24 protein-coding genes are annotated in these 26,239 nt (G+C 58.5%); 12 read left to right on the forward strand and 12 right to left on the reverse strand.

Annotation, left to right across the window (positions count from 1 at the left end):
- Positions 1-12: 12 nt before the first annotated feature.
- Entirely contained in the window at positions 13-570 is a 558-nt protein-coding gene (locus ACZ5C3_RS17085; RefSeq protein WP_464044182.1) for a PAS domain-containing protein, read from the forward strand.
- Between the two features lie 103 nt (positions 571-673).
- Here ACZ5C3_RS17085 and ACZ5C3_RS17090 read toward each other — a convergent pair whose 3' ends face one another.
- Positions 674-1,759: a DUF2336 domain-containing protein gene (locus ACZ5C3_RS17090; protein ID WP_464031521.1), complete on the reverse strand. Its 1,086-nt coding sequence runs from the start codon at positions 1,757-1,759 to the stop codon at positions 674-676.
- 315 nt (positions 1,760-2,074) lie between these two features.
- The gene (locus ACZ5C3_RS17095; RefSeq protein ID WP_464031523.1) at positions 2,075-2,581 is read right to left on the reverse strand and encodes a hypothetical protein; all 507 of its coding nucleotides are present in this window, start codon (positions 2,579-2,581) and stop codon (positions 2,075-2,077) included.
- A 297-nt stretch (positions 2,582-2,878) separates the two neighbouring features.
- Here ACZ5C3_RS17095 and ACZ5C3_RS17100 point away from each other — a divergent pair, with 297 nt between their 5' ends.
- The 4 genes from ACZ5C3_RS17100 to ACZ5C3_RS17115 all read left to right on the forward strand — a co-directional run bounded on the left by ACZ5C3_RS17100 (position 2,879) and on the right by ACZ5C3_RS17115 (position 7,173).
- Positions 2,879-3,805: a LysR substrate-binding domain-containing protein gene (locus ACZ5C3_RS17100; protein WP_464031525.1), complete on the forward strand. Its 927-nt coding sequence runs from the start codon at positions 2,879-2,881 to the stop codon at positions 3,803-3,805.
- Positions 3,806-4,128: 323 nt separating this feature from the next.
- On the forward strand, positions 4,129-4,458 hold the full coding sequence (locus ACZ5C3_RS17105; RefSeq protein WP_464031527.1) for a hypothetical protein: 330 nt from the start codon (positions 4,129-4,131) through the stop codon (positions 4,456-4,458).
- 18 nt (positions 4,459-4,476) lie between these two features.
- Entirely contained in the window at positions 4,477-5,940 is a 1,464-nt protein-coding gene (locus ACZ5C3_RS17110) for a DUF4403 family protein (RefSeq protein WP_464031529.1), read from the forward strand.
- A gap of 36 nt (positions 5,941-5,976) precedes the next feature.
- A complete protein-coding gene (locus ACZ5C3_RS17115; RefSeq protein ID WP_464044183.1) occupies positions 5,977-7,173 on the forward strand; it encodes an alpha/beta fold hydrolase in 1,197 nt (398 codons plus the stop codon).
- Positions 7,174-7,195: 22 nt separating this feature from the next.
- Here ACZ5C3_RS17115 and ACZ5C3_RS17120 read toward each other — a convergent pair whose 3' ends face one another.
- Together ACZ5C3_RS17120 and ACZ5C3_RS17125 are read right to left on the reverse strand one after the other, a co-directional pair.
- Positions 7,196-8,692 carry an FAD-dependent monooxygenase gene (locus ACZ5C3_RS17120; protein WP_464031533.1) on the reverse strand — a complete coding sequence of 499 codons (1,497 nt, stop codon included), beginning with the start codon at positions 8,690-8,692 and terminating at the stop codon, positions 7,196-7,198.
- A 49-nt stretch (positions 8,693-8,741) separates the two neighbouring features.
- Positions 8,742-9,113 (reverse strand): lysozyme inhibitor LprI family protein, encoded by a 372-nt coding sequence (locus tag ACZ5C3_RS17125; protein ID WP_464031535.1) that lies wholly within the window; start codon positions 9,111-9,113, stop codon positions 8,742-8,744.
- Between the two features lie 304 nt (positions 9,114-9,417).
- Between ACZ5C3_RS17125 and ACZ5C3_RS17130 the strand changes: the two genes are divergently transcribed.
- Positions 9,418-10,341, forward strand: coding sequence for a LysR family transcriptional regulator (locus ACZ5C3_RS17130; protein ID WP_464031537.1), 924 nt, complete (start codon positions 9,418-9,420; stop codon positions 10,339-10,341).
- 20 nt (positions 10,342-10,361) lie between these two features.
- On the opposite strand, the gene ACZ5C3_RS17135 is transcribed toward ACZ5C3_RS17130, so the two are convergent.
- The 6 genes from ACZ5C3_RS17135 to ACZ5C3_RS17160 form a co-directional block, all read right to left on the reverse strand.
- Positions 10,362-11,768 carry an amidase family protein gene (locus ACZ5C3_RS17135; protein ID WP_464031539.1) on the reverse strand — a complete coding sequence of 469 codons (1,407 nt, stop codon included), beginning with the start codon at positions 11,766-11,768 and terminating at the stop codon, positions 10,362-10,364.
- Between the two features lie 96 nt (positions 11,769-11,864).
- Positions 11,865-12,563, reverse strand: a complete 699-nt coding sequence (locus ACZ5C3_RS17140) for a cyclase family protein (protein WP_464031541.1) — start codon at positions 12,561-12,563, stop codon at positions 11,865-11,867.
- A gap of 9 nt (positions 12,564-12,572) precedes the next feature.
- Entirely contained in the window at positions 12,573-13,325 is a 753-nt protein-coding gene (locus ACZ5C3_RS17145; protein ID WP_464031542.1) for an ABC transporter ATP-binding protein, read from the reverse strand.
- On the reverse strand, positions 13,322-15,118 hold the full coding sequence (locus ACZ5C3_RS17150; protein WP_464031544.1) for a branched-chain amino acid ABC transporter ATP-binding protein/permease: 1,797 nt from the start codon (positions 15,116-15,118) through the stop codon (positions 13,322-13,324). The genes ACZ5C3_RS17145 and ACZ5C3_RS17150 overlap by 4 nt, the downstream gene beginning before the upstream one ends.
- Positions 15,115-15,990, reverse strand: a complete 876-nt coding sequence (locus ACZ5C3_RS17155; protein ID WP_464031546.1) for a branched-chain amino acid ABC transporter permease — start codon at positions 15,988-15,990, stop codon at positions 15,115-15,117. The genes ACZ5C3_RS17150 and ACZ5C3_RS17155 overlap by 4 nt, the downstream gene beginning before the upstream one ends.
- A 157-nt stretch (positions 15,991-16,147) precedes the next feature.
- Positions 16,148-17,296 (reverse strand): ABC transporter substrate-binding protein, encoded by a 1,149-nt coding sequence (locus tag ACZ5C3_RS17160; protein ID WP_464038364.1) that lies wholly within the window; start codon positions 17,294-17,296, stop codon positions 16,148-16,150.
- Between the two features lie 333 nt (positions 17,297-17,629).
- Between ACZ5C3_RS17160 and ACZ5C3_RS17165 the strand changes: the two genes are divergently transcribed.
- On the forward strand, positions 17,630-18,580 hold the full coding sequence (locus ACZ5C3_RS17165; protein WP_464031548.1) for a LysR family transcriptional regulator: 951 nt from the start codon (positions 17,630-17,632) through the stop codon (positions 18,578-18,580).
- Between the two features lie 23 nt (positions 18,581-18,603).
- Here ACZ5C3_RS17165 and ACZ5C3_RS17170 read toward each other — a convergent pair whose 3' ends face one another.
- Complete coding sequence (locus ACZ5C3_RS17170) at positions 18,604-18,885, reverse strand: hypothetical protein (protein WP_464031550.1); 282 nt, start codon at positions 18,883-18,885, stop codon at positions 18,604-18,606.
- 387 nt (positions 18,886-19,272) lie between these two features.
- Here ACZ5C3_RS17170 and ACZ5C3_RS17175 point away from each other — a divergent pair, with 387 nt between their 5' ends.
- The 3 genes from ACZ5C3_RS17175 (at position 19,273) to ACZ5C3_RS17185 (ending at position 22,628) form a co-directional block, all read left to right on the forward strand.
- Entirely contained in the window at positions 19,273-19,725 is a 453-nt protein-coding gene (locus ACZ5C3_RS17175; RefSeq protein ID WP_464031552.1) for a (2Fe-2S)-binding protein, read from the forward strand.
- A 2-nt stretch (positions 19,726-19,727) separates the two neighbouring features.
- Entirely contained in the window at positions 19,728-22,046 is a 2,319-nt protein-coding gene (locus tag ACZ5C3_RS17180; RefSeq protein ID WP_464031554.1) for a xanthine dehydrogenase family protein molybdopterin-binding subunit, read from the forward strand.
- Between the two features lie 321 nt (positions 22,047-22,367).
- Entirely contained in the window at positions 22,368-22,628 is a 261-nt protein-coding gene (locus ACZ5C3_RS17185) for a hypothetical protein (protein WP_464031555.1), read from the forward strand.
- Positions 22,629-22,698: 70 nt separating this feature from the next.
- Here the strand turns inward: ACZ5C3_RS17185 and ACZ5C3_RS17190 are convergent, their stop codons facing one another.
- A complete protein-coding gene (locus tag ACZ5C3_RS17190) occupies positions 22,699-23,217 on the reverse strand; it encodes a hypothetical protein (RefSeq protein ID WP_464031556.1) in 519 nt (172 codons plus the stop codon).
- On the opposite strand from ACZ5C3_RS17190, the gene modA reads away from it, so the two are divergent.
- Both modA and ACZ5C3_RS17200 read left to right on the forward strand, forming a co-directional pair.
- Positions 23,216-23,971 carry a molybdate ABC transporter substrate-binding protein gene (gene modA / locus ACZ5C3_RS17195; RefSeq protein WP_464031557.1) on the forward strand — a complete coding sequence of 252 codons (756 nt, stop codon included), beginning with the start codon at positions 23,216-23,218 and terminating at the stop codon, positions 23,969-23,971. The two genes, ACZ5C3_RS17190 and modA, sit on opposite strands and share 2 nt — an antisense overlap.
- A gap of 1,169 nt (positions 23,972-25,140) precedes the next feature.
- The gene (locus tag ACZ5C3_RS17200) at positions 25,141-26,196 is read left to right on the forward strand and encodes a DUF2778 domain-containing protein (RefSeq protein WP_464031558.1); all 1,056 of its coding nucleotides are present in this window, start codon (positions 25,141-25,143) and stop codon (positions 26,194-26,196) included.
- Positions 26,197-26,239 lie beyond the last annotated feature (43 nt).

The raw sequence follows: 26,239 nt of genomic DNA on the forward strand, positions 1-26,239 counted from the left end.
CCTCGCCCTAAGATGATGACATTTCTGCGTTATCGCCGTCTCAGACTGGCACTCGAAACCGCAATCAGTGAAGCAACGGACTTAAAGGAGCGCTTCCTGGCCTACCTCCTCTCGATGGCGTATCTTGAGTTGGATGCGGTCGAATTTCGATCGCAGGACGAGTCCGATCGTGCTGATTCAGAACCCACTGAAAGGGAGTTCGCCCCTAACTTTCATCCCCCCAAAGTCGTTGGCAGCTGGAATTGGGACATCAAGCGTGACCGTGTCCGCGCTGATCCGGAGGTTGCAAGGCTCTTTCAAGTTGATCCTTCGATCGCAGCGATCGGCACACCAATTGCGACATTTGTGCAAGCCGTCCACCCTGAGGACGCCCCCCGCCTACAGGCGGCAATTCAACACTCTCTCAAGAGCGGAGAGTCTCTGTGTCTTGCTTATCGCGTACTCCAATCGACGGGGGGCAGCCAATGTGTTCTAGCTATCGGTCGCGCCGTCATGGACAATGGTGTCGCGACATCATTCCCCGGGACCCTCGTAGATGTCGAAGATGACATCATAGCGTCCCGCCACTAAGGGCTGGACAAAAAGATCGTCGATCCATCCAGCGGATGCCGTGCTGTTCTCGTGAACAGGTGCGTCACAACGATCGTTGTGGCGCACCTTCGATAGGTCACGACTATCCTGCCTTGCGAGGCCGAAACACCTGCTCACGCCAGATCAGAAGAGCGCGCTTTGCCGAAGAAAACGACATTTCCTCATACTTCAAGTGAAGCTGACCGAGGTCGACATCGGACGCCGACATCAAACGACTGAGGATCACGGCCTTGGTTGTTTCCCACGACAGGTCGGCCGCCCGGCATGCGGTTATCAAGCCATCATGGCGATGGACCCGCATCAATGGTTCAATCAGAGCAACTGGAGATGATGTCATCGCCGCGAGCGTCGCAATAATTGCCTCGTATTGCCGATCCGCAGCGAATTCAACGAGTTTGTCTTCCGTGAGGCCACGGCTCTCTTCAAGCTGCTTGACCAGTTCAACGGCGGAGCGGAGATCACGCGGTCGCTCTGCCTCGCGTCTGGTTTTCCGCGAGATGTCATCCACGTGCTTCTGGATTTCCGCACGCAATTGTACCGGGGCTCTATTCGCAAGCCGCGTGTGAACCGCACTTGTGGTGGTATCGAGAAGATCGCGCAACAACTTCACCGGCAGATCAACTCGTAGACCGACCTTCTCGGCCAGAAGAGGATCTCCCTTGGATGCGGTAACCAGCCGCGTAAAGCCTCCACGTGTAAAGGAAGCACCGAGATTGCCGGCCACCCGACGGCGCACCTCACGGTCGCCGAGTTCAATCATCGCATCCGTGAGCACAGTGTCGAGTGCAGGCCGGCCTGCAATTGCCAGCAAATGCCCCTGGCCGCGCGTGGTCGCGACTTCAAGCAGATGATCGTTCGATAGTTTTTCCGAAGAGGCCAGGATCGGGGTCGCAACTGCTGCGTCGCAATGATGAGCTAGCCGACGTATGACCGCGGGCGGAGCGAACGGTAAGGTTGCGAGCTTTCGGGCCAGTTCGGCGAGTGTCTCGGCCTCGCAATCTTGAATGTAGCCGAGCAAGATGTTGTCGAAAACGCTGATTTGCTCGGGCGTCAGAAGGCTGCCGTACTGGAGGAATAGATCGGTGACCTTGCGGAGCGTGACGATGCGATGCTCCGTCGACTCGTTGCTGATCGCACCCTGCAATTCCTGAATCAGATTGTAGTGCACGACACGATCCAATATTGGCCGCAGCGGCAGCAAAATAATAAAGCTCGCCAACACATGCAGGCGGCGCAGTTGAAAAGAAAAGACCTTGAGGCAACGTAAATTTCAAACGAGTTGAGAATACGCTCGCTTCGTTTCGAGGTCGTTAAACAACTGGGAGCTGCAAGCGCACGACCTTCGCTCTTTCGGCAGCCTGGCAGTATGCAGATCGCCTGGGCAAAGTTTGATCGTTGCGGTGAGACAGATCAAAGAGTGCGCTGCTCGCCGACCTAAAGACGGCGAGCAGTAGCGAAGAAACCGGTCGCGCGCGTGGTGCTGTTACCAGCCCCACCTGCGATAGCCATACCGGTAACCCCAGACAGGCCTGAAGGGGCGGCCGTAGTACCGATACCCACCATAGTAAGGTCCGTAGCCGTAGGACACATAACGCGGATAGTAGTACGGCTGTGGAGCGTAGCCGTAGGCGGGGTATCCGTAATAAGAACCACCGCCATAGTAACCACCGTAGGGGCCTCCTCCGTAGTAGCCGTAAGAGTCCCCTCCGTAGCCACCATATGGGCCATAGCCATAACTACTGCTTGCAATAGCCCCGCCGATCAGGGCACCGGCAACCAACCCGGCGCCCGCGCCGCCCCATCCCCAGCCGCCACCGCGCCAACCACCACCCCAGCCGCGGCGCCACTGCACCTGAACCAAATTTCCTGCCGACACAGACTTCATCGCTTCAACATTGGTCGGCAGCGGAGCCGCTCCGGCCGAACCAACGGTGCCGGCGGTCAAGGCTCCCGCAAACGCACAGACAATCGCAATTCTCCCTATACTCATGGCTGTACTCCATTGAGATTCCGCGCATCTGCTCAATCAGCTAGCAGTTCCCGGGTTCCATACCCAGCGCGTCAAATTTTCGATCGAAGCGAGGCGAACCGTTCGGAGCGTGCTCGTGTCCAGTAACCCGGATCACACCGAATAGTGGGTGCAGGCACTCGACACGCCGAGCAGCACCCACTGGTCCAGAGAGTATTGCCTTGACGAGATGCCGACATACCGAGTTTGAAGTCTTGGAGCGAGCCCGCTAGCATCCAGGATATTGGAGCGGCAGTGTTTTTAGGGGCCGGTCGCCAAATGCAATTTCGGCACTTGCGGTATTTTGTGAAAATCGTCGAAGCCGGAAGCTTTTCCCGCGCGGCCGCCCTGATCCACGTCGCCCAGCCGGCACTGAGCCAGCAGATGGCGGATCTGGAGGAGCGCATGGGAGTCGCGCTGCTTCAGCGCACCCCGCGCGGCGTCCGGCCGACCGCCGCCGGCGAAGTGCTTTTCCGTGAGGCGTCATCGCTCCTGAAGGAGCTAGAGCAGCTCCCCGCCCTTCTGACCTCCGGCGGCGGCGACGCCGAGGGCAAGGTCAGCCTTGGCTTTGCGACATCGATATCGGTGCCGATGTCGGGACCTTTCCTTGAAGCCTGCCGTGCCCGACATCCGAAAGTGGCGATCAAATTTGCAGATGGCGATAGCGAGTCGCTCGAAGAGCGGGTCATCGCAAAAGATATCGACATGGCCGTCGTCTTTGAGGACGAACTGGTGCCGATCTTTGCGCGCGTACCACTATTTCGCCAAAGGCTGTTTTTCGTCAGTTGCCAGGCATCCACAAATTTTGATGGTGTCGTCACATTGGAGCAGATCGCCCCGCTCCCACTCGTCCTGCCGAGTTTTCCCAATGGACGACGACGGGTTGTCGATCGGGTGTTTAGCGAAGCAGGTTTAACCCTAAATGTGATTGCCGAGACCGATACACTTTCGAGCGAACTTTCGGCTGTGCGCACCGGTCTCGCCCACACCATTCTTAACATGAGCATCATGGGTCAGCGTGGTTTTGCCGATCCGCTGCTTATCGAGCCTCCGGTCTACATGACTTGCTCGGTTATTTCGTCGAGCGATTTTCCGCTCACCCATGCCGGTGAAGCCGTTCGCGACACTTTGGTTCAATTTGTCGATCAACACATCAAGACAACCCAAAGGCCCGGAGCGAAATGGATCGGCCCGCCCACGGTCTAATCTCGATGGAGATAGTCAGGGTGCAACACAGTTCGGCCAGCCGGCCGCGGCCATAACTTTCTCCGATACCCGCATATCGACACCGTATTTGTTTTCTCGTGCCATCTCGACGCATATCCCGCCTCGTTCAACGGCTGAGAGATAGATCCGCGAGGCGGCGGCCTCGATGTCTCGACCCGTGTTCGATCCCGCCGCGGTACGCGTTCGAGCTGCCTGACGCGGGCGCTCTTTAACGTTTCGAATAAACGCCGGACCGCGACTTGACGCTCGTCGCCGGCGTGATCCTACCAGCTCAATGCGCCACAAAATGAGCGAGAAAAACAATGTCCGATCGATCCCGCATTTTTAAACAGAACGCAGCACTGGCATCTCACATTTTGCCTGTTTCCGGGACAATGATCGGCATCAGCGTGACGCTTGTCGGCCTCGTAAAAGTTGCAGAGCATCACGCAGGCCCAAGCCATGTCGATGAGTACGCCGCAATCGCTGCGATCCTGTTTCTGGCTTCGGCGCTGACGTCGTATCTGTCCATTCGCTGGTCGAACAAAGAAAAACTCAGCACTCGGCTGGAACAGGCTGCAGACATTATTTTCATTGCCAGCCTCGTCGGAATTACGGTGATTTCGACCCTGTTCGCTTACGAAGTGATTTAAACTCGCCAGGAGGCGTACATGACATCCAGTGATCGCATATCGTGCCGCTCTCTTCGCGCAGGGAGCTTCACTTCGTTCCGCTCTCACCAGACAATCACATACCTTCTGGTCGCGGCGATCGCGTCAGTGTCAACCGCTGCCCTCGCGGCAGATAAGCCGCCGCTAATTGCAGATAGGGATGTCCCCGCTTCGACAGCATCCAGCGTTTCAGCGGCAGTGGAATTTTCCCTCTCATCGCTCGATCGCGCGCTTGAACGCAAGATTCCAAAGCGGCTCGCTTCCATCAACGATCGCGGCAGCAGTTGCTGGCATCGCCGTATCCTTGGGCGGATGGTCAATATCGACTGCGAATACTCTGGATACGTCGAACGGACTGGACCGGTGTCGCTGCGTGCAGAAAACGGACGGCTCATCGCCACGATGCCGCTGTTCGGCACCGTGTCGGGGCAAGGCATCGGCCGGTTTGCCCGATTGCTGCACGGGACCGGCGAAGGTGCTTTGACGGTCTACGCCACGTCGCGCCCGCGATTGCGCCCCGACTGGTCAGTCGCCCTGGACATGAGTGAGGGCTTCCGCTGGCAGGAACCACCGGTCCTGCAGATCCTCGGCTTTCGCATCAACCTGACCCGTTACATCGAACCGATCAGAGATCAGGTCTCTCGTGTTCAGCGCGACGCTGCAGCCAGTGTTGCAGCCATGAACATTCGCGGCAAAGCGGAAGCCGCATGGCGTCAGATGTTCGCGCCGGTGAAGATCATCGATTCACCGGCCGTCTGGCTGACCATGACGCCTTCGAGCGTCGCGTTCTCCGGCATGCGCACCCGAGGCGACGCTCTCGAAGGCTCCATCGAAATCGCCGGGTCGACCGCGACCACGATTGGCTCGGAGCCTTCTCCGACAACACCGACACCTTTGCCCGCGCTGACGAAAGATGTCGAAAATCCCGGTCAGTTCGCGGTTATCGTCCCTATCGACATTAGCTACGACCAGATCCGCGAAAAGATTCAGAACTTCACGACGGCACGCGCGCAAATCGGCGGACCCGGCGTGAAGGAAATCTCGGTCTATCCGTCTGCCGGAAAAATTGTTGCAGGACTGCATCTGGAATTCGGAAGCGATGCCAAAGGTGATACGTGGATCTATGTCACGGCCACGCCCGTGGTTGACGCAAATTCGCAGACCTTGCAGTTCAGCGACCTTTCCATCGCAGCGAATTCCCCAGCTGAGGACGCATCCTCGGCCACGCTCGGCAATCCGAGCTTCCTGCAGGATCTGCAGCAGCAGTTGAGTCAGACGTTCCAAACTGAATGGCAGGCTGCACTGGCATCGGCCAATACTCGCCTCTCTCGTCCGCTCGGCAACGGCTTCAGAAGCGAGGGACACCTGGCGTCCGCCGGTTTGTCCGGAATCTCGCTTCTTCCCGGCGGAATACGCATCAATCTGCGCGCCAGCGGCGAATTGAGAATTCTCTACGGCATGTAATCGCATTCCCTCGAACGCGAAGAAAAGGGACACAACATGACCCTCGGGGCAAAACTGATGCTTTTCCGGATTGCGCTTGGTCTCCTTGCCGGCTTCGCGCTTTTCGCCGCAGCGAGCCACCACGCAAAGGCGCAGTCGGCTTTCTATCAGGCAACAGACCAGGAAATCGCAGGTCCACCGGGTACGATCATACGGCAGGAGCCGATGTTCGGCGCCCCTGATGGAGCTGCCGCATACCGCGTGCTGTATCGCTCAACGAGCCCGGAGGGGCGCCCCATCGCAGTCTCGGGCGTCATTATCGTTCCCGTAGGGCCGATGCCCGAGGACGGACGGCGCATCGTCGCTTGGGCACATCCGACGACCGGCATTGTGCCGCGCTGCGCGCCATCGCTTGCCCTCTTCATCTTTCAGCAGATCGCGGGCAGCCGGCAATTGCTCGATCGTGGTTATGTGATTGCCGCAACCGACTATCCCGGTCTCGGCACGCCCGGACCGCATCCTTATCTCGTCGGCGACAGCGAGGCACGGTCGGTGATCGATTCCGTACGCGCCGCGCGCACGCTTCCGGGCGTTGGAAATAACGGCCACTATGCGGTCTGGGGACATTCGCAAGGCGGTCAGGCCGCTTTGTTCACGGGGCTGATCTCGAAAAGCTATGCGCCGGAGTTACGTCTCGTCGGTGTTGCCGCCGCAGCGCCCGCGACCGATCTTGCAACGCTTATGACCGACGACCTCAACACGTCAGGCGGCCGGAACCTGACCGCGATGACCGTCTGGTCGTGGGATCGCGTCTATGGCGCGCCGATGGACAAAATCATTGCACCGCAGGCCATGCCGACGGTCAACCGGCTCGCAACGGAATGCATCGAGTCTCTCTTCGATATCATCCTGCGCACGGAGACGTCGAAGCCTCTGGCGCAGGAATTTCTCACGGTGGCCAACCCGGCGACGCTCGAACCATGGAAGTCTCTACTCGTCAGGAACACGCCCGGCACATTGCCGCCGGGCATCCCCGTCTTCCTCGCTCAAGGCACCACTGACGGTCTCGTTCGCCCCGCCGTCACGCAAAACTATATGAAGCGACTCTGCCGTGCAGGCAGCCGCGTACGAATGATGATGATGCCAAATGTCAGTCACGGCTTTGCTGGCCGCGACGCGGCAGACGCGGCGGTCGCGTGGATGTCGGATCGCTTTGCAGCTAACGCCGTGCCGAGCGATTGCGGATCGATCTAAGCCGCGGCAGAAGCGAAATAGCTTAACGAGACACCTTCACAGTGGAGGCGATCGCCTGCAAATAGCCGGCGATCGCCTCTAGGTTATCCGCAGCAGTAACACAGCCCACATAGCCGTCAGGGCGAACGAGCCAGATGCCGCCGTCGCTGAGCGGCGGCCGGGTCGTTGGATCGACCAGGTCATCGAACTTCCGCGCCAAGCCTTTGACCGCGTCGTTGGAGTCCGCCAGCAACGTGAACCGCGGCGTGTCACCCGAGCCGAATGGCGCCCGTCCGGCGATCGGCATGACCCGCTCTCCCGGCCCCGGTCCTTTCACGCCGTGGACAGCGTGCCCATTGAGCGGACTGTGTTTATAGCTGATGGCAATCTCGCTCATGTTGTTGACCATCGCCTCGCGGACCGGGGCAAGTCCCAGCAAGACGTGTCCGACCAAGTTTCTCACAACTTGCGCTGCATGGTTTCTGAGCGTGGCCAGCGCCGTCAGCCGGCCGGAGTCAGCCAGCACCATCTCACCCACCGCGCTGCGCTCAACGCTGTAGCTATCAAGAAGTAGCTCCTCCGCGCCAATCCCGCGGCAGACCAGCGCCAGCTTCCAGGCAAGATTAAAAGCATCCTGCATGCCGGTATTCATGCCCTGCCCGCCGGCCGGACTGTGAACATGCGCCGCATCACCTGCGAGAAACACGCGACCGGATCTGTAATCCGCCACCTTGCGTTCGTTGATCCGGAAGGCCGACAGCCAGACCGGATCATGGGCGACAAGCCCTCCGGGACCGCGCTGGTCGAGAACATCCTGAACTTCAGCAAGCGTCGGGTTTGCCGGAAGCGCACCTTCCGAAAGTCCGATATCGGCGATCACGCGATAGCGTCCCGGCGAGATAGGTAACGCCACCAGAACGCCCTTCTCATGCCAATAGGTTGCGAGTTCCGACGGTGGAAATGGAAAGGCTTTCAAATGGACATCGGCCAGCATCCAGTCGGTGTCGAGCGTACTGCCAGAAAATGACATACCGAGGCCATGACGCACCGTGCTGTGGGCGCCATCGCATCCTATCAGCCAATCCACGGTCAAATGCTCTTCCTCTCCGGACGCTGAACGGAGTGTGGTTTCGACTCCGTCCTCGCTGGCGGAAAATTGAGTCAGTTCCACTTGACGTTCGATGTGCACATTCAGTCGATTGAGGTGGTCTTCAAGAAGCCGCTCGGTATCCGACTGCGGCAGCATCAGTGCGTAGGGATACGGGCTCTTTGCCTCTGCGAGGCTGACACGGGCTATCAGCTTGTTCGCAGCGACGATATTCGCCGCATCGACCTTGTTGCCCGCGGCAATAAAGTCATCCGCACATCCCGCCCGATCAAGCATCTCCAGGGTACGGCTCCAAACAGCGAGCGCCTTCGACCTGTCGGTTCTTTGTGGAGCCTTGTCGATAATTCGAATGCGAACGCCATAACGAGCGAGTTCGGACGCCATAGTCAATCCGACGGGACCTGCCCCAACAACAAGAACCTGCGGATTCATAACTGGTTCAAACCTTTATCTGGTCGCCTCGGGAAAGCTCCATACGTGATCAAAACGGACCACGCTGTTTGATCTGCGTAAGGACAGCTTCCAGTTGCTTGTCGCGGGCCTCATAGGCATTACGAAGACAGGGAATGCTTGCCCCGCAAGAATCCCTCTCCTTGAGGAAGGCACGCTGCTGATCCTGAATGTCTCCACGTTGTCCCATAGCGACAAGGGAGGTCGTGATCTCGAACAACGTCGCCATGCGTGCCTCTCGTTGACCAAGGCCGTAATCAGAACAAATCGTCCGCTCTGCGCTGGAACTCGCCTTCGCGCAGTCGAGCGGTGCGTAGTCGGCAGCCTTGGCGGAAGAAGTCAGCGACAGACATACGACAAACGCCGACACGGCAAACCCGCCGACAGTTTTCAGATTGTTCATGACATCTCCACACAACAACACGTCGCACCCATTAAACACGGCGATCTTTATGACTTTAAGTCAAAAGCAACCGAGCGAAGAACCTTTGCTTGATAGCGCCATTGTCCCGGTCGATCCGATCGGCTCTCCCGACGGACAATGGTTTGTAGTCGCCCCACAATCCAATACTGATTGAATATGCAGGTATCACTGGCCGCTATAGGTTCTTCGCTATATTGTCTAGAAGACAGAAGCGTAGCGTCATGCAATAATCGGAGCAGACATAGCGCTATTCATTGCCATTTCATGCCTGGCCATTATTGTTATGCAATATCGTCAGCTTCGCTATTTCGTGAAGATCGTCGAAGCCGGTAGCTTCTCCCGTGCGGCAGCGACCATCCACGTCGCACAGCCAGCTCTCAGCCAACAGGTCGCCGAGCTTGAGGAAAAACTCGGACTCAAGCTGCTTCACCGCACGCCGCGTGGCGTAGTGCCAACTTCCGCCGGCGAAGTGCTTTTTGAAAGAGCGTCGTCGATCCTGCGTCGCCTGGATGAACTCCCTGCCCTGTTGAAGTCAAGCACCGGCGAGATTGCCGGCACAGTCAGCCTTGGCATCGTCGCCTCTCTTGCCGAACACCTGATCGGCCCAATTGTCGAGCAGCTTGGCCCGGCTCATCCTAAAGTCATGCTGAAATGTTCGGACGGCGACAGCGAATCTCTCAGTGCACGACTCCAAGCCCAAAAGCTCGATCTCGCGGTTGTCTTTGAGCAAGAGTTTGTTCCGACGTTCTCGCGAACACTTTTGTTCTCTCAAAGATTTTTTCTGATCGGTAAGAACTTGCCCGGAAAAGCCCGATCGTCCGTCTCCCTCAACGAGATCGCAAAGCTTCCGCTGGTTCTGCCTGGCGCCTATAGCGAGCGGCGCCGGATCATCGACCGCGCCTTTACTGAGGCAAACCTCGCGCCGACTGTCGTGGCCGAGGCGGATAATCTTTCAAGCGAACTATCGGCCGTGCGAACTGGGATCGGCCACACCCTCCTGAACATCGGCGAACTGAGCGGACCAATCGCGGCTGCACTGGCCAAGCCAGTGATTATCGAGCCGCCCATCACAATGACCTGCTCGGTCATCTCCTCCGGCGATTTCAATCTCACTGGCGCGGGCGAGGCCGTTCGCGGCTTGGTCGCCGATGTGATCAGGTCGTATATCAAGACCACCAAGCGACCCGGCGCAGCGCTTGTGAGCTAGCGGCTGCGCCTGCTGCAGGATCAAAACGCAAACGGCTTCACATTGTAGCCAGCGGGCTGACTTCGTTCGAAGGCTGCTGCAGCCCTCACCACGTCATCCTCGCAGTGCGACCGACCAACGATCTGCAATCCCACGGGCATGCCATCCGGCGCAATGCCAGCACAAACCGAGGCCGCCGGCTGTCCGGTAAGGTTGAACGGATACGTGTAATAAACCCACGACACGAGATTACGGTCAGTGAGCATGTCGGGGATATTCTTTCCGGCGTCGAGAGACGTCACCGGAATCACCGGAGAAATGAGCAGGTCGTATGTATCAAAGAACGTTCGCATCGTGTCGCGAAGCGCGTAGCGCGCAAAAACCTTGGTGTAGTAGTCGCGCATGTCTTGCGACAATGCAGGCTGCAGGACGTCTGCAACGGCCGGATCGAGGAGATCGCGCTGGTTCTCCATGAAGGATCGCAAGCGAATGCCGACACCGGCATAGAACTCTGCCGTCCAGAGATCGGCGGGGTCACTCTCGAACACTTTCTCGACCAACTCAACGCGACAGCCGAGCGCCTCGAAGGTTTGCGCGGCCTTGTCCGTGAGCTTCACCACGTCCGGATCGGGGCGCGCATAGCCGAAGGTAGGACTGTATGCGATCCGCAGATTGGTGACGGAGGCGTTGGCCGCGCCGAGCACATCGGGCACCGGCCCCGCGACACCAAATGGGTCGCGCCGATCAAATCCGGCGATCACAGAGAACAGCAGCGCCATGTCTTGTACTGAACGCGCGAGCGGTCCGACATGTGCGAGAGTTGGCGTGGCGGACGTCGGCCACACCGGCACGCGGCCAAATTGCCCCTTCAATCCAGCAAGCCCCGTAAAGGCCGAGGGAATCCGAACCGATCCCCCGCCATCGGTGCCAAGTGCAAATGGGGTAATACCAGCGGCGACCGACGCGGCGGCGCCTGCGCTGGATCCGCCGGGCGTCTTGTCCAAATTCCAGGGATGGCGCGTGATGCCCGTCAGCGGGCTATCGCCGACCGGCTTGCAGCCGAATTCGCTGGTTGTGGTCTTCCCGATCAGAATCCCGCCGGCAGCCTTCGCGCGTTCAACAGCCGGCGCATCGACCGTCGCGACGTTGGACTTCATCGTCCGCGATCCCGACGCGTAACCGACGCCTTTGACCGCTATGAGATCCTTGGCGGAAAACGGAATGCCATGGATCGCTCCCAGCGGCGCGCCTTTCATCACAGCATCTTCCGCCACCTTCGCTGCGGCTAAAGCCTCATCGGGCATCAAATGATAAAAGGCGTTTAGCGTCGCCTGTGTGCCTTCGGCCTTCGCCAAAGCCCGCTTCGTCAATTCGACCGGAGATATATCCTTGGCCGCGATCCGGCGGCGCATCTCCATCGCACTCATGGTATCGAATTCAGCGGACATCGATGCACCTCGCCTCAAGAGCGGAAAGGTCCGGACACTCCTTGTTTAAGAGTGCCCGGATGAGTTTCTGGAGATAGAAGGTTTTGTACTCTGTGGTCAGTTCAGCAGAGCGAAGGCACGAACCGGCGAGCCCGAGCCGCCCTTAAACTTGAGAGGCACGCCGAAGAATTGGAATTCGCCCTTCCCGAGCAATTCCTCGAGATTGACCAGCCATTCCCAATGGCTAATGCCGAGATCGCGGCACAGGCGATGCTGCGCGAAAATGTTGTCGGTCGGCTTGTCGGTGGATGGACCTTCGACGCCGTGCATCTTTGATTTTCGGTCATAAAGCCACTTGGTTGCTTCGACCGTCAGCAGCGGGTTTTTCCAGACTGAATCCAAGCCGGGATAGTTGCGCTTGTGGAATCCGGTGCACAGCAAGACGATATGGCCGTCAACTTTCACACCGGTCTTCTTCTCCGCGGCTTCCATATCCGCGACGGTGATGTCACCGAGATCGGGGATATGCTGCAGATCGAAGCAAACAGCCTTACCCATGAAAGTTTCGAGCGGCATCTCGTCGACCGGCGCTCCTTTGGGATTGACGTGCCGGAAGGCATCGACGTGCGTGCCGACGTGGTCAAGCATGCCAATGAAGTTGGTCTGGAACGTCATTGCATCGCCAGGCACGCCGAGGTTCGCGGCCTTCGTGCTCTCGTGGCTCATATGCACCGCGATGATGGGCCGCTGAAACAGCTTATGCGCCGGCATGTTGTCTTCGATGGTGAGGCTGAGATCGACTACACGTTGAGCCATGGTCACTCCTTAGGCTTTTGGGGTTGAGGTTTTTGACTTCTTCTTGCCGAGGAACGCTTCCATCACCTCGGGATCCCGCGCTAATTCGCCGCTTGGACCTTCACGGGTGATCCGCCCGTTGGAGACAACGAAGCCGTAATCGGCGATGGCAAGCGCATATGAGGCAAGCTGCTCGACCAGCAGAATGGTCAACCCTTCCTTGTTGAGGGTCGTCAGCACGGACATCAGTTGATCGACAATCTTCGGCGCGAGCCCGAGCGACAATTCATCGATAATGAGCAGTTCGGGCTGAGCCATAAGCCCTCGCGCAATGGCAAGCATCTGTTGCTCGCCGCCCGACATACTGCCGGCCTGCTGATGCAGGCGCTCGGCGAGGCGCGGAAACAGCTCAAGCACCTTGTTGAGCGCGACCTGTGATTCCTTGCCTTTAAGCCCGCCGTGCAAGTAGGCCCCGAGGATCAGGTTGTCTTCCACCGTCTGGTCCGGAAACAGCAACCGCCCTTCGGGTACCATGACGAGACCGCGCGCGACCTTCCGATCCGCGCTGAGGCTCGTTGTATCCTGGCCGCAGAAGAAAACTTTTCCGCCGGATGGGCGTACCAGTCCGGTGGCGCCGCGCACCATCGACGACTTGCCTGCACCGTTGTTGCCAATGACGGCGACAAGCTGTCCGCGCTTCACACGCAGTGAAATATCGCGAACAGCGATCGCGGCACCGTAGCGCAACTCCAGCTTCTGGATATCGAGCAGGACTTCACTCATGCGCGGGCCTCCGCAAGAGCTGCCTCACCAGGCGATGTCCCGAAATAGGCTTCGATGACGCGCGGATCGTCCTGGATCACAGACGGGGTATCGCTGGCGATGACCTGTCCGTAATCGAGAACCGTCACCGTATCCGCCAATGCCATGATAAGATCGACATGATGCTCGATCAGCAGCACGGAAATTCCATGCGCGGCAATCTTGCGGATCATGGCCTCGAGATCGTCGATCTCCTGCGTGGTGAGGCCCGCGGCAGGTTCATCCAACAGCAGCAACCGCGGATTAGCCGCGAGTGCGCGGGCGATTTCCAGACGCCGCTGCAGACCGAAAGGCAGAAAGCGCGCTGCCTCGTTGGCATATTGCGAGAGCCCGACAAACTCCAGCAGGCCGATGGCGGTCTTGCGGCACGCGTCTTCTTCGCGGCGCATGAGAGGCAGGCGCAGCAGGGCATGCACAAGGCCATAGGACAGGCGCTGATCGTACCCGGCCATGACGTTTTCGAGCACGCTCATGTCGCCGAACAATTCGGTGTTCTGGAACGTTCGTGCGAGGCCGAGGCGCGCGATATCCCGCGACCTCCGCCCGGTCAGTTCGACGCCGTCCAACTCACAGCGGCCTTCATTCGGCCGGTAGAAGCCGGAGATGGTGTTGACGAAGGTCGACTTGCCTGCACCATTCGGACCAATAAGCGCATGGACCTCGCCGCCCCTCACCCGCAGCGATGCGCTCGACAGAGCGGTCAGACCGCCGAAGCGGACGGTCAACCCACTGGCGACGAGTTCGGCCGCGAGATCTCGCTTCTCATGTCGCAGTGACGTCTCGGCCGGTACGCCCTCTGAGGCATCCGGTGCACGTTCAATCGGACGGATCCGGTCGAACACCAGCCGCAACGTCCCGATGATGCCGCGGGGTAGTACAAACATCACCAGCAACAGCAACGCACCGTAGGCGAATTTCTGCCAGAGCTGAAACTGCTGCAGATATTCAGGCAGGTATGTAAGGATATAGGCGCCGATGACCGGACCGAAGGTCGATCCTGCGCCGCCAAGGATCACCATGAGCAGGAAGCGAACGCTGTCCGAGAAGGTGAAGATGTCAGGCGAGATATAGGAATTTAGGAACGCGTAGAACGCACCTGCGATCCCTGCCGTCACCGACGAGATCACAAACGCAAGAGTGCGTAAGCCCGTCGGATTGATGCCCAGCGCCCGCGCCGCGGTCTCGCTTTGCGAGACGGCGAGCATGGTGCGGCCATAGCGCGATGTCTTCAGATTGTGGATCAATAGCGTGAACACGAACAGTGTCCCGGCAAGAACGCCATAGAAAGCGAACCCGGATAGCCTAATGCCGAAGACATTGGGACGCGGAATGGAGCTCAAGCCCGTGGTGCCGCCGGTCAGCGACTGCCACTCGATGGCAACGTTCTCGACGATGATTCCGAAAGCGATCGTGACCACCGCCAGATAGACACCGCGGACACGCACGGTCGGATACGCAAGCAATACACCGAACGCGCCGGAAACGATGGCCGCGCCGATGCAGGACGCAACGATATCAAAGCCGAGACGCGTTGCGAGAATGGCGCCCGCATATGATCCCAACGCAAACAGCCCCGCCTGCCCCAGCGACACCAGCCCGGTCAAACCGACGAGCACATTCAAGCCAACCGCGATCATGCCGTAGATCAGGAACAGCATGAACAGCCGCAGCTCGTACTCGTTGTCCGCCATCAATGGGACGGCGACGAGGATGATTGCAAAGACGAGGAAGCCAAGCGGAATGAGGTATCTCATACCTTGAGAACCTCCCGCTTGCCGAAAAGGCCCTGAGGAAAGGCCAGCAAGACCAGGATCATGACGCTGAATCCGATGATCTCACGCGCTGCGGTGGAGATGTAGCCCTCGACGAATTTCTCCATGATGCCAAAGCCGAGGCCGGCGATGACGACGCCCGGCGCGCTGGTGATGCCGCCGATGATCGCGACAGCAAATCCCTTCAGACCAAGGATCGCGCCCATGCTGGCGGACACCTGAATAACCGGCGCGACCAGAACACCGGCCGCGGCACCGAACAACGACGCGAGGCCAAACGAAAGCGCGACAATGCGATTGACATTGATGCCCATCAGAGCGGCGGCGCGTTTGTCGTGAGCGACCGCCTGCATCGCGCGCCCGACCAACGTGTGCCGATGCATCAGCTTCAATCCGACCATCACCAGCACAGCGACCACCGGAATGATGAGCTCTTGCGGATAGACGCCCGCGCCAAAAATATGAACCGCGTTCTTCACGCCCGGCGAAGGCAGTGGCCGGGAGAAACCGCCGAACTGCAGCGTTGCCAGGGATTCGATCATGACGCCGACAGCAATCGTGGTCAGCATCCAGCCGACTGAGGTGGCGGTTGCGGCAAAGGGACGGACCGCGAAGCGTTCCAGCAAGATGCCGAACACTCCGCCGGCAATTACAGCCAGCACGCAGGCAAGAGGCAACGGGATCCCTGCATCCACGCCCAGCACCGCGAGAACGGCGCCAATCATCAGCGTGTCACCGTGTGCAAAGTTCACGGCTTTTGCCGCGGACCACATGATGTGAAAGCCAAGGGCGACAAGCGCATAGATGCCGCCGATGGCGAGGCCGGACAGAATGTATTGGATCGTTGTTGTCACAGAGGGCCCGGTCGCTGGAGAGTGAGGTCAGTACGGTTCGAGCAAATCGAACTACTCCCCACGCATCTCCGACACAGGCGGAGCTTACGTGAGCGAGGAAGCAACGCCATTCTTGGGCGCTGCGACCTTCGTGCGTGCGCTTGGCTCTACAGCCGTCTCACTGCGTTTTGCCGTAGCTGGTCTGGTCGATTGGAAGAAGCTTGCCGTCGACCCAGGCCGTGAGCTTGTAGTATTTCGGCAGGATCGCATCCTGGCGCTCGGGGTCTGACGCATCGAACGCCGGCTTGTAATCGGCGACGAGCCCGTCGTAATTCACCGTGTAGAGCGCTTCACGGACTTTCTTCCAGTCATAGGCGCCCGCCTTCTCGATGGCCTGCGCGATGATGTAGACGGCGTCATAGGCATTGGCGACGCCGGATCCCATCTTGATATCGGAAGGATCCTTCAAGCTGTACTTCGCCTTGATCTTGTCCCACAGGGCCTGCTTCTTCGGGTCCATCGCCCCCATGAACGTGTAAGTCTGGATCACCTGAACGCCGTTCGCGAGCGGCCCTGCGAGTTCACCGAGATTGCCGGCGATACCCCATGCACCGATGATCGTCGGCTTCCAGCCCACCTTGTCCATCGAGCGGACAATCTGATTACCTTCGCGATCGAGCGCCCACAGCAACACGAGATCTGCACCGGCATCCCTCGCTCGGATCACCTGCGGCGTCATGTCCTGATCAGCCCAGTTGAAGGTCTCCGCCGCAACCAGCTCCTTGCCGGCTTTCGTCATGGCATCCTTCACGTCCGGCAGCGCGCCATTGCCCCAGCCGGTGTTCTCGTAGAAGAACGCAATCTTGCCGGTCTTCGACGCCTTCAGTGCCTGTTCGACCAGGAAGCGGGCAACCCATTTATCTTTCGCAGAGACGCGGAACATGTAGTTCGGATTATGGCCGTTCTCGACGGCCTTGGTGTTTGCAGCCAGCACGCCGACATAGGGAATGCCGATCTCATTCACCGGCTCGGCCTGCGCCACCGCAACGGTCGAATGGTAGCCACCGAGGATCGCGACACACTTGTCCGAGAGCGCAACACGCCGGGTGTTATCGACGCCGCGCGGCGGTGCGCCTGCGTCATCGTATTGCACAAACTTCAGCGGTTTCCCGAGCACTCCGCCTTTGGCATTGATCTCATCGATCGCGATTTCCGCGCCCATCTTGATCGCCTGACCACCAAATGCCGCGGGACCGGTGATGGCTGCGGAGTTGCCAATACACGGCATTTGCTGCGCCAAAGCTGCCGTCGAACACAGTCCGAGCATTGCCGCGCCGGCAACAATTCCGCTGCGGAACTTACTCTGCAAAAACATGTCGTATCTCCCGCGTCTCAATGATCGAGCGCGCACCAACACGCTCACGCCGGGAGCTAACGGCAAAGAAATCACTAGAACAAAGATCAAATTCCGATGAAAGATATAGGCAAAACCTATGAGGAAACGGGTGCTCGCCTTTGATGCATAGCGAAATGATTTATCGATATGATTTCGCTAAGAGAAAACGGACCCTAGGCAATAGTTTTTGCAAATGCACATTTTGCAAGCACGTTGACAGATCAACATGTCAGGAACCTAATATCGCACTGAGGACAAAGTTGTATGGACCTGCGTCAGCTTAAGTACTTCGTGCAAATAACTGAGAGCGGCAATTTTTCCCGTGCTGCGGAAGTTCTTCGGATCGCACAACCATCGCTAAGCCAGCAGATCAAGAGCCTGGAAGAAGAGCTCGGCGTGAAACTGCTGGTTCGCCATGCCCGCGGTGTGACCGCGACCGAAAAAGGGCAACAGCTGTATGAGCATGCCCGAAGAATTCTCCTGGAGATCGATTACGCCAAAGACACGGTTCGTTCGCGGACATCTGCTCCATCGGGGCGCGTCTCCGTCGGACTCCCGACATCAGCTTGCCGAGGCTTATCTCTCCACCTGTATCGTGAGATGGCTGAGCGCTTTCCCAACGTGACACTGCATCTCGTCGAAGCGATGACCGGTTATCTCGACGAGCTGATTCAGGCCGGACGTCTCGACGTGGCGCTTCTCTATGACCACAAGGCATTCGAGCACGTGGCATGGACCGAGATGATAACAGAAGACCTGATGCTGTTCGTCTCGAAACAAAGCCCAATGGCCAAGCGCAAGTCGATGCCCTTCAAGAAGCTGTTCGAGCGACCCATCGTCTTGCCAGGGCGTCCGAACGTTCTTCGAAACGTCATCGACCAATTGACCGCGCGTCATGACATCACACCGATGATCAAGGATTGCGACAGCCTTCCGGCCATCGCCAAACTGGTCTGTAGTTCCAATTTCATGGCGATCATGCCGCACTTCGCCTTCATTGACGAAATGGCGCGCGGCGAGATGGTGGCAATTCCGATTGTCGATCCGGTCCCCTCATGGACGTTGTCGGTTGTTGTGTCGCAACGCACGATGAACGCACGGGGAAGCGAAGCCGTGGCCCATGTGATGGCAGATTTGATCGCGGATATGGTGGATCAAGGCACTTGGCGCGCGACCCTCCGCGGCGAAAAGGTTAACAAAGACCTTTCGATCTAAAATTACCCTGCCGAGGCTTTGCCTCATATCGTTGGAGCGTGCACGCATTCATTCGGCCGTGGCCGAGTACCCCTTTTATCGACTGGCACATTGCAATTATCGAGGCGCTGCTCATCCGACCATTTGCGGCCGAGGCGCTCCTTTCCAGTCAGCGTGCCTGACTGGTTCGGCAGGGCGGCTTCACCGGCCTGGCCTACCATCTGTTGCTGGACGATCGGCGATTGGGCTTGGCCATACACCGGCGACAATCTGACCAGCGCTGTTACCACAACCAAGCCAGCCACGCGCAAATTCCGAGATCCCATAGCTGACCTCCAAGATTCCGGGGAGCTTCACCGCGATGCAGCGTCGCAATGGTCGATGGCTGTATCCACCCGATTCAAGACAAGGTTAGTTCGGCGGAACAACGTGTTGTGAGTTCACTCCGGACGCTTTTCTGCTAGGATTCCAGTCCCCAAGCGGCCCTCAGGAATCGGCGAACGATGGCAAGCGACCAGGGGCTCGCCACCTCGACATTTTCAATCCAGATCGCGCGATACGGTTCACAATACTTTCGTGCATTCCGTTTCAAATATTGCCGTTTCAAATATTGAACGTGGACGATCACCAACGACGGTACAGGGCAATAGAGGAAACATGTTCCTGCTCGTGCCGAAGAGACATCAACAGCTTACGAAGAGCGAGGGACGATCATGACCAAACTCAAAATCAACGGCCAGGAACAGACTTGGGACGGCGATCCGGATCTTCCGCTGCTTTGGTTTCTTCGCGACGAAATCGGCCTGATAGGAACGAAATTTGGTTGCGGCCAAGCATTGTGCGGTGCGTGCACCGTTATTGTCGATAAGCAGGCCGTACGAGCCTGCATCACGTCGGTCTCCGACGTTGCGGACCGCGAAGTCACCACTATCGAAGGCCTCCACCCCACCGGCGATCATCCGGTTCAGAAGGCCTGGCGTCAATTAAATGTGCCGCAGTGCGGCTATTGCCAGACCGGACAGATCATGCAGGCCGCCGCCCTGCTCCTGGAAAACCCCAAGCCCACGAACGGTCAGATCAAGGAAGCGATGTCCGGCAACATCTGCCGCTGCGGGGCTTATCAGCGTATCGAAAACGCAGTGCATCTGGCTTCGACGGGGGTCTGATCATGAACATCATCACCAATCCCGGCAAATTGCGCGGCTTCCAAAAACATATCCGCGTCGAGAACGTCTCACGCCGTTCCGTCATTCAAAGCCTCGGCATCACAGCTGGCTTCGTGCTTGCAGCACCCGTCATGTCGCGCCCGGCCTTCGCCGCGTACGAGACCGGCGCCGGCAAGATGCCTCACGGCGTTGTCGTCGATCCAAGGGTATTCGTTGCGATCGCGCCGGATGGCACAGTGACCATCATTGCCCATCGTTCAGAGATGGGAACCGGTGTCCGCACCAGCCTTCCGATGGTGGTTGCCGAGGAAATGGAAGCGGACTGGTCGCGTGTTCACGTGCAGCAGGCCCATGGCGACGAGGTCAAATTCGGCAACCAGGACACCGACGGATCGCGCAGCACCCGACATTATCTTCTCCCGATGCGCCAGATCGGAGCCTCGGCACGTTCGATGCTGGAAGCTGCCGCGGCCACGCGATGGGGCGTCCCGGCGACTGAAGTCAAAGCGGTCAACCACGAAGTGGTTCACAGCGCGAGCGGACGGAAGCTCGGCTTCGGCGAGCTTGCCGCTGACGCTGCGAACCAATCCGTACCGGGCATCGAGGGCCTGAGGCTCAAGTCTCCGAAAGACTTCCGCTACATCGGCAAAGGCCAGATCAGCTCGGTCGACCTTCACGACATCACCGTCGGCAAGGCGCATTACGGCATCGACACCCGCTTGCCCGGAATGAAATACGCCGTTATCGCCCGGCCTCCCGTTACCGGCGGCAAGGTCAAATCGTTCGATGGCGCAGATGCCTTGAAGGTCTCCGGTGTCGAAAAAGTACTGGAGGTTCAGGGCTGGCCCTGGCCGTCCAAATTCCAGCCTCTCGGCGGCGTCGCGGTGATTGCCCGTAACACCGGCGCGGCGATCAAGGGGCGCGATGCGCTCAAGATCGTCTGGGAGGATGGTGCAAACGGCAAATACGATTCCGTCAGCTATCGCTCCCAGCTCGAAGAAGCGTCACGCAAGCCGGGCCTGGTCGTGCGCAACGAAGGCGACGTAGACGCAGCCTTGAAGGGGGCGGATAAAGTCGTCGTCGGTGAGTACTACCTCCCTCACCTCGCTCATGTCAGCATGGAGCCGCCCGTCGCCGTTGCCAACGTCAAGGACGGCAAGGCGGAGATTTGGGCGCCTGTACAAAGCCCGGGCGGCACCCGCGAAGACGTCGCAAAGACCCTCGGCATTCCCGAAGAGAATGTGACTGTCAACGTCACGCTTCTCGGCGGCGGATTTGGACGCAAGTCGAAATGCGACTACGCGATCGAAGCGGCGCTGCTCTCCAAGACGCTGGGGGCGCCGGTGAAAGTTCAATGGACGCGCGAAGATGACGTCCGTCATGACTTCCTGCATACGGTGTCCGTAGAGCGGATCGAAGCCGGCCTCAACAAGGACGGCAAGGTCATCGCATGGAGACATCGCAGCGTCGCGCCCAGCATCGCCTCGACATTCGCACCGAACGTGCTTCACGCCGCCCCCTTCGAGCTCGGCATGGGCCTGATCGACATGCCGTTCGAGATCGAAAACATCCGGTGTGAAAATCCCGAGGCCGCAGCACATACGCGCATCGGCTGGTTCAGATCCGTATCCAATGTCCCTCGCGCATTCGCCATCCAGTCGATGGTCGGCGAACTCGCTCATGCCACGGGCCGCGACCAGAAGGAGATGTTGCTGCAGCTCATCGGCACGCCGCGGAAGGTCAAACTGGATTCGGTGAAGGATCCGTGGAATTACGGCGAGCCGTTCGACAGCTACCCCATCGACACAGGCAGACTCCGGCGTGTTGTCGAGGTCGTCGCCGAGAAAGGCGGTTGGGGCCGGTCCGTCCCGAAAGGACATGGACTTGGCATCGCTGTGCACCGCAGTTTCGTGAGCTACATCGCAACCATCGTCGAAGCGTCTGTGGACGATGGCGGCAAGCTTACCGTGCACAGGGTCGATACCGCGATCGACTGCGGAACGTTCATCAATCCCGAACGGATCCAGTCACAGATGGAAGGCGCTGCCGTCATGGGCCTCAGCCTCGCGAAGTACGGCGAAATCTCCTTCAAGGACGGGAAGGTTCAGCAAGGAAACTTTGACGACTTCCCAGTGGTGAGGATCGACGAAGCGCCGATGGTCACGAATGTCTATATCGTGCCCGCCGATGACGACACGCCACCGAGCGGCGTGGGCGAACCTGGCGTTCCACCGTTCGCGCCGGCCCTGCTTAACGCGATCTTTGCGGCAACAGGAAAGCGTATCCGGGCGCTTCCGATCGGTAAGCAACTCGAAAGCTAGAGCGTATTCGGTTCTGATTGCATCAGAACCGAAGCTCTAGATTCTTGTTTTGACGCGTTTTCTTCACGCGAACGAGTGTCCCGATTCCGAAGTTCGCACAGACCCGTGGCTTGCTCGGATGCGAACTTTGGAATCGAAGGGACACTCACAAACCTATGACTGTCGTGCCGCTCTTGGATTTGAAGTTCTTCATCGAACTTGCGGCTTCGTCCGGAAGAACTTCAAATCGGCAGCACGAGTAGCCACTTCGCTCGAAAACGCTTTGGCTCGGAACATTCATCTGTCCTTTCCGTTTTCATCGATCTGACAGGAGTTGGATCGATGAAAACGGCAAGGTCTTTTCAGTTGGCGTTGCTATCAGGCTGCATGCTGTTCGGCGCAGCGAACGCAGTGGCTCAAACCTCTCCTGCGCCAAACGCCACGGCCACACGGCCGGCGGATACGCCTCCCCGTCAGACGTCAGCACCGAACGCAAACCCACCCCCAAGCATCAACAAACCGACCGGGTCGACCGAGCAGGACGAAACGGTGAAGCGAATGAACGACGAAGAAAAACGCAAGGTGGACAGCAAAGGCAAATAGCTATCGGCCAACTGCAGGGCCGACGCACAATGCAACGTCCCTGTTGAAGTTCAGCTTCAATGTGCGTGTCTTAGGCCGATATATCCGCGATCAGCCCCGTCCGCTTGTCATTGCTTTGTTCAGCCTGCTGCTGGATCATTTGCTGAATTTTCTGCTCGACTTTCTGCTGAGCTGCAGGATCCATCGCGTTAAATTCGTCTTCCGAAATTCCGAGCTGGCTCAGCATTGCGGCATGCATGCGCTGGGCGGGCGTCATCTTCATGTAGTCGAGAAACTTCTGCTCGGCGGACTGGGAGTCTGAGTCCGCGGGCTTCAAATTCGAGCCGGGGGGCAGCGGTTTTGCGGAAAGGGACGATAAAACGCCGGACAGCGAAATCGACATAGCAATCTCCATTGACTGAGCAGCACTTAGCAAACCACGTGCCACTACCCGATAGATCAGAAGACAGAGATTTTTCAGCGGGATAACTCGAACACCAACGATACGCCTGGCTGAAGAAACTGCAGGAGGAGAAAATTTTGCCGGGAAAAATGTTCTTACACCAATCTCTGTTATCGGTTTCGGAACGTTATCGGTGGAGATCCTCATGAAAGAAGCAATCGCCTGGCTCGTCGTCGCTGCAATTTACGCGGCTCCCGCTGTGGCAGCGGATATCAACGTCATGAGCGGCGGCGCGCCGAAGGAAGCACTGAACGTGCTGATCCCGAGGTTCGAGCAAGCCACGGGACACCATGTGAAGATGTCATATGTCCTGATCTCGGCGCTGCGCCAGCGTATCGCCGATGGCGAGGCTCCCGACATGGTCATCATGCCGACGACCGCCATCGATGGCTTGATCAAGCTGGGCCGGCTCAAGCAAGAGGGCTATGACTCATTTGGAACGGTGCGCCTCGTTGCGATTGCAAAAGCAGGCGCGGCCCGCCCCGATATCTCAACGCCGGACGCATTCAAGGATGCCCTGCTCAAGGCACGCTCGGTCGTCTACTCGACACCGACAGCGACGCCGAGCGGCGCGCACATGGCGCAACTGGTCAAGCGTCTGGAGATTGCGGACGCTATCGAAAAGAAAGTGTACTATCGGCCCGCTCTCGAGGGCGGAGCACAGATGGTCGCCGACGGCACGGCGGAGATTGGCATCTATCCAGCAAGTGAGGTCGTTCACGTCAGTGGCGTCGATCAGATCGGACCACTCCCGGATGCCCTGCAGCTCAGTCTTGTCTATGCTGGTGCTGTCACCACGGCAAACGCATCCGCAGAGCCCGCGCAGGCTTTTATCAAATTTCTGGCTTCAAATGAAAACCGTAAGGTCTGGCAAGATGCGGGCTTTGTGCCAGCTCACTGATCGGACGCGACGCGAAGCGGCAGCGTTGTCGCGGCTCATCCGTTGAGAACCACGACAACGCCAACGGTCAGTGAGAGTAAACGACCATTGCTATCACGGCGAACGCCGCGATGATCCCCAAGTGCGCAAGACTACGCTCAGCCGTCTCTCTCGCTGACTTCATGCCGCCTCCCCAAGATACACATCCAAGCGTCATCGATGGCCGGTGAGGCCCTCTCTGATTCAATCATCTTACGCAAAACACCCCGTTCGCATTGACGAGTCCCCACTCTGCGAACAGGAGCGAAGCGTGGCGAGGCAATGAGGCTAGAATTTGTTGTGACGCTGCTGCATCTTTAGGCGGAAAACGGCAATCAGAAGAATTTTTGCAGCGCGAGAATTTAGTGTCACACGCGCCAATTATCCCGCCGCGTCAGAGATGTGACGTCGCGCGGCGACGCAGCAACAACACCAATCTTGCGACGAGAGCTGATTAAAAAATTGATCGCCGCAGATCGCATCGGTGGCGCTGCACACGCTGGATTGTGAGCGTAACAACGCGAGGCGCTGTGATGCTTCACGCGTGTCTTTTGAAATATTGAACGGCGCGCTCGTGTTTCTCCGCCGCAGCGCGTGACTTGAACGTTCCAAGGTTGCGACGCTTTCCAGTTTTTGGATTCACCTTGCGTGAATAGAGTCTGTACTCGCCCGATTGCAATTTGCGGATCATGGACAGCTCCTCCATCAGCCCCTTCCACGTTAATCGAATCGATCGGTGTGTCGTTCCGTCGAGCGTTGTGTTTGCAATCAGTCGCTCCGCGATTCGGCGGCAATTAAATCGAAAGCCGTCGATGTGCGTTTTTCCAACGGCTTCGTGTGAGACTGCCTAATTCTCGACTCGATTCTGGGCGACCAAGGCAGCTGACCGGGGGGTCACCAGCCATTTGAAGCGGCTTTGGGTCAAAGTTGCCGAAACTGGCCGGTTCCATTAACTTTTCTTCCGGATTTAATCGGCATTTAACGAAAACTCGCCTTAATCATGCTCCGCAAATCTGCGAAACGAGACTTGGGGAAATCGCACACTCAGGATCACTCGGACACAGCTTTGTACCGACCGTCCGACCTGTGTGCATTGCGTATCAACGCCCCCAGGAAAGGCAGCTCGTGGATTTATCCTGGATGTCAGGCGTATGAGTTATAGTAGCGCGTATTACGAACCAACCTCGGACGATCGCCGGCGCACTTCACGCAAGGCGAGCCCACAGGCTTTGATCGGTAATGCTGCGCTTGTGTGCATTGCAGCAGCTTGTGCCTATACCCTCTACACCAACGTTTTCGGTCCCGAGACCAAGGCTGTCGCCATCGACCTCCCACCGGTCTCTTTTGTTGCCACCCAATCTGGCGCGCTGAAAACCTCCGTCGCTCAGCTTGACGTAACAGGGGCGCTCCCTCCAGCGGCCTCATTCAACGATCGTTTCCTGGCCCCCGACGACTCAGATTCACGACCTGCCTTGGCTAAGGCCGATAGGCTGCCGGTGGCGGCGCCCCGGGTCGCCCAGATCGAAATTCCAGTGCCGCTGGCCCGCCCGGCGGTAGCCCCGCCTCCGCCCGCCGTCCAGCTTGCCGAGGCCGTCCCGCTCCCGACGCCACGTCCGTCCATCCTCAATGCGCCGGACGATAAGGGTCCTTCAAGCCGCGAAGTCGCCCAGGCCAATACAGCTGCAGCGCCGGAAAAGCCCTCGATCTTTGAAAGGCTATTCGGAAAGCTCAAGGAAAAGGGACCTATCCTGGCATTCGCCTCCCCTGATGGGGGGATTTCCAGCGACGGGCAAAGCCTGACCCCAGGCAGCACCGCCCTCTACGATCGCGAGACTGCTGTCTACGATATCTCGGCACGGATGGTTTACATGCCGGACGGCACCAAGCTCGAGGCCCATTCAGGCCTCGGCGACAAGCTCGACGATCCTCGTTTTGTGCATGTCCGCATGCGCGGCGCCACGCCACCGCATCTTTACGATCTGTCCCTACGCGAAAGCCTTTTCCACGGCGTTCAGGCCATCCGGCTCAACCCGGTGGGCGGTGAAGGCAAAATCTTCGGACGAAGCGGTCTGCTCGCTCATACCTTCATGTTAGGCCCGAACGGCGATTCTAACGGCTGCGTCTCCTTCAGAGACTACGAGGCGTTTCTCCGCGCCTACAGGAAGGGCACTGTGAAGCGGCTGGCAGTTGTTGCGAAGCTGACCTGATAGAGACTCAAGCTCCTCGCAGACTTCGCGGCGCCCCGTTACC

It is taken from the genome of Afipia dichlorophenoxyacetatis, from assembly GCF_055386385.1.

Excerpts from the sequence above, each read along its gene's own strand:
- ACZ5C3_RS17085 (WP_464044182.1), top strand. The coding sequence starts at position 13 with ATGATGACATTTCTGCGTTATCGCCGTCTCAGACTGGCACTCGAAACC.
- ACZ5C3_RS17095 (WP_464031523.1), bottom strand. The coding sequence starts at position 2,581 with ATGAGTATAGGGAGAATTGCGATTGTCTGTGCGTTTGCGGGAGCCTTG.
- ACZ5C3_RS17100 (WP_464031525.1), top strand. The coding sequence starts at position 2,879 with ATGCAATTTCGGCACTTGCGGTATTTTGTGAAAATCGTCGAAGCCGGA.
- ACZ5C3_RS17105 (WP_464031527.1), top strand. The coding sequence starts at position 4,129 with ATGTCCGATCGATCCCGCATTTTTAAACAGAACGCAGCACTGGCATCT.
- ACZ5C3_RS17110 (WP_464031529.1), top strand. The coding sequence starts at position 4,477 with ATGACATCCAGTGATCGCATATCGTGCCGCTCTCTTCGCGCAGGGAGC.
- ACZ5C3_RS17115 (WP_464044183.1), top strand. The coding sequence starts at position 5,977 with ATGACCCTCGGGGCAAAACTGATGCTTTTCCGGATTGCGCTTGGTCTC.
- ACZ5C3_RS17120 (WP_464031533.1), bottom strand. The coding sequence starts at position 8,692 with ATGAATCCGCAGGTTCTTGTTGTTGGGGCAGGTCCCGTCGGATTGACT.
- ACZ5C3_RS17125 (WP_464031535.1), bottom strand. The coding sequence starts at position 9,113 with ATGAACAATCTGAAAACTGTCGGCGGGTTTGCCGTGTCGGCGTTTGTC.
- ACZ5C3_RS17130 (WP_464031537.1), top strand. The coding sequence starts at position 9,418 with ATGCAATATCGTCAGCTTCGCTATTTCGTGAAGATCGTCGAAGCCGGT.
- ACZ5C3_RS17135 (WP_464031539.1), bottom strand. The coding sequence starts at position 11,768 with ATGTCCGCTGAATTCGATACCATGAGTGCGATGGAGATGCGCCGCCGG.
- ACZ5C3_RS17140 (WP_464031541.1), bottom strand. The coding sequence starts at position 12,563 with ATGGCTCAACGTGTAGTCGATCTCAGCCTCACCATCGAAGACAACATG.
- ACZ5C3_RS17145 (WP_464031542.1), bottom strand. The coding sequence starts at position 13,325 with ATGAGTGAAGTCCTGCTCGATATCCAGAAGCTGGAGTTGCGCTACGGT.
- ACZ5C3_RS17150 (WP_464031544.1), bottom strand. The coding sequence starts at position 15,118 with ATGAGATACCTCATTCCGCTTGGCTTCCTCGTCTTTGCAATCATCCTC.
- ACZ5C3_RS17160 (WP_464038364.1), bottom strand. The coding sequence starts at position 17,296 with ATGCTCGGACTGTGTTCGACGGCAGCTTTGGCGCAGCAAATGCCGTGT.
- ACZ5C3_RS17165 (WP_464031548.1), top strand. The coding sequence starts at position 17,630 with ATGGACCTGCGTCAGCTTAAGTACTTCGTGCAAATAACTGAGAGCGGC.
- ACZ5C3_RS17170 (WP_464031550.1), bottom strand. The coding sequence starts at position 18,885 with ATGGGATCTCGGAATTTGCGCGTGGCTGGCTTGGTTGTGGTAACAGCG.
- ACZ5C3_RS17175 (WP_464031552.1), top strand. The coding sequence starts at position 19,273 with ATGACCAAACTCAAAATCAACGGCCAGGAACAGACTTGGGACGGCGAT.
- ACZ5C3_RS17180 (WP_464031554.1), top strand. The coding sequence starts at position 19,728 with ATGAACATCATCACCAATCCCGGCAAATTGCGCGGCTTCCAAAAACAT.
- ACZ5C3_RS17185 (WP_464031555.1), top strand. The coding sequence starts at position 22,368 with ATGAAAACGGCAAGGTCTTTTCAGTTGGCGTTGCTATCAGGCTGCATG.
- modA (WP_464031557.1), top strand. The coding sequence starts at position 23,216 with ATGAAAGAAGCAATCGCCTGGCTCGTCGTCGCTGCAATTTACGCGGCT.
- ACZ5C3_RS17190 (WP_464031556.1), bottom strand. The coding sequence starts at position 23,217 with ATGAGGATCTCCACCGATAACGTTCCGAAACCGATAACAGAGATTGGT.
- ACZ5C3_RS17200 (WP_464031558.1), top strand. The coding sequence starts at position 25,141 with ATGAGTTATAGTAGCGCGTATTACGAACCAACCTCGGACGATCGCCGG.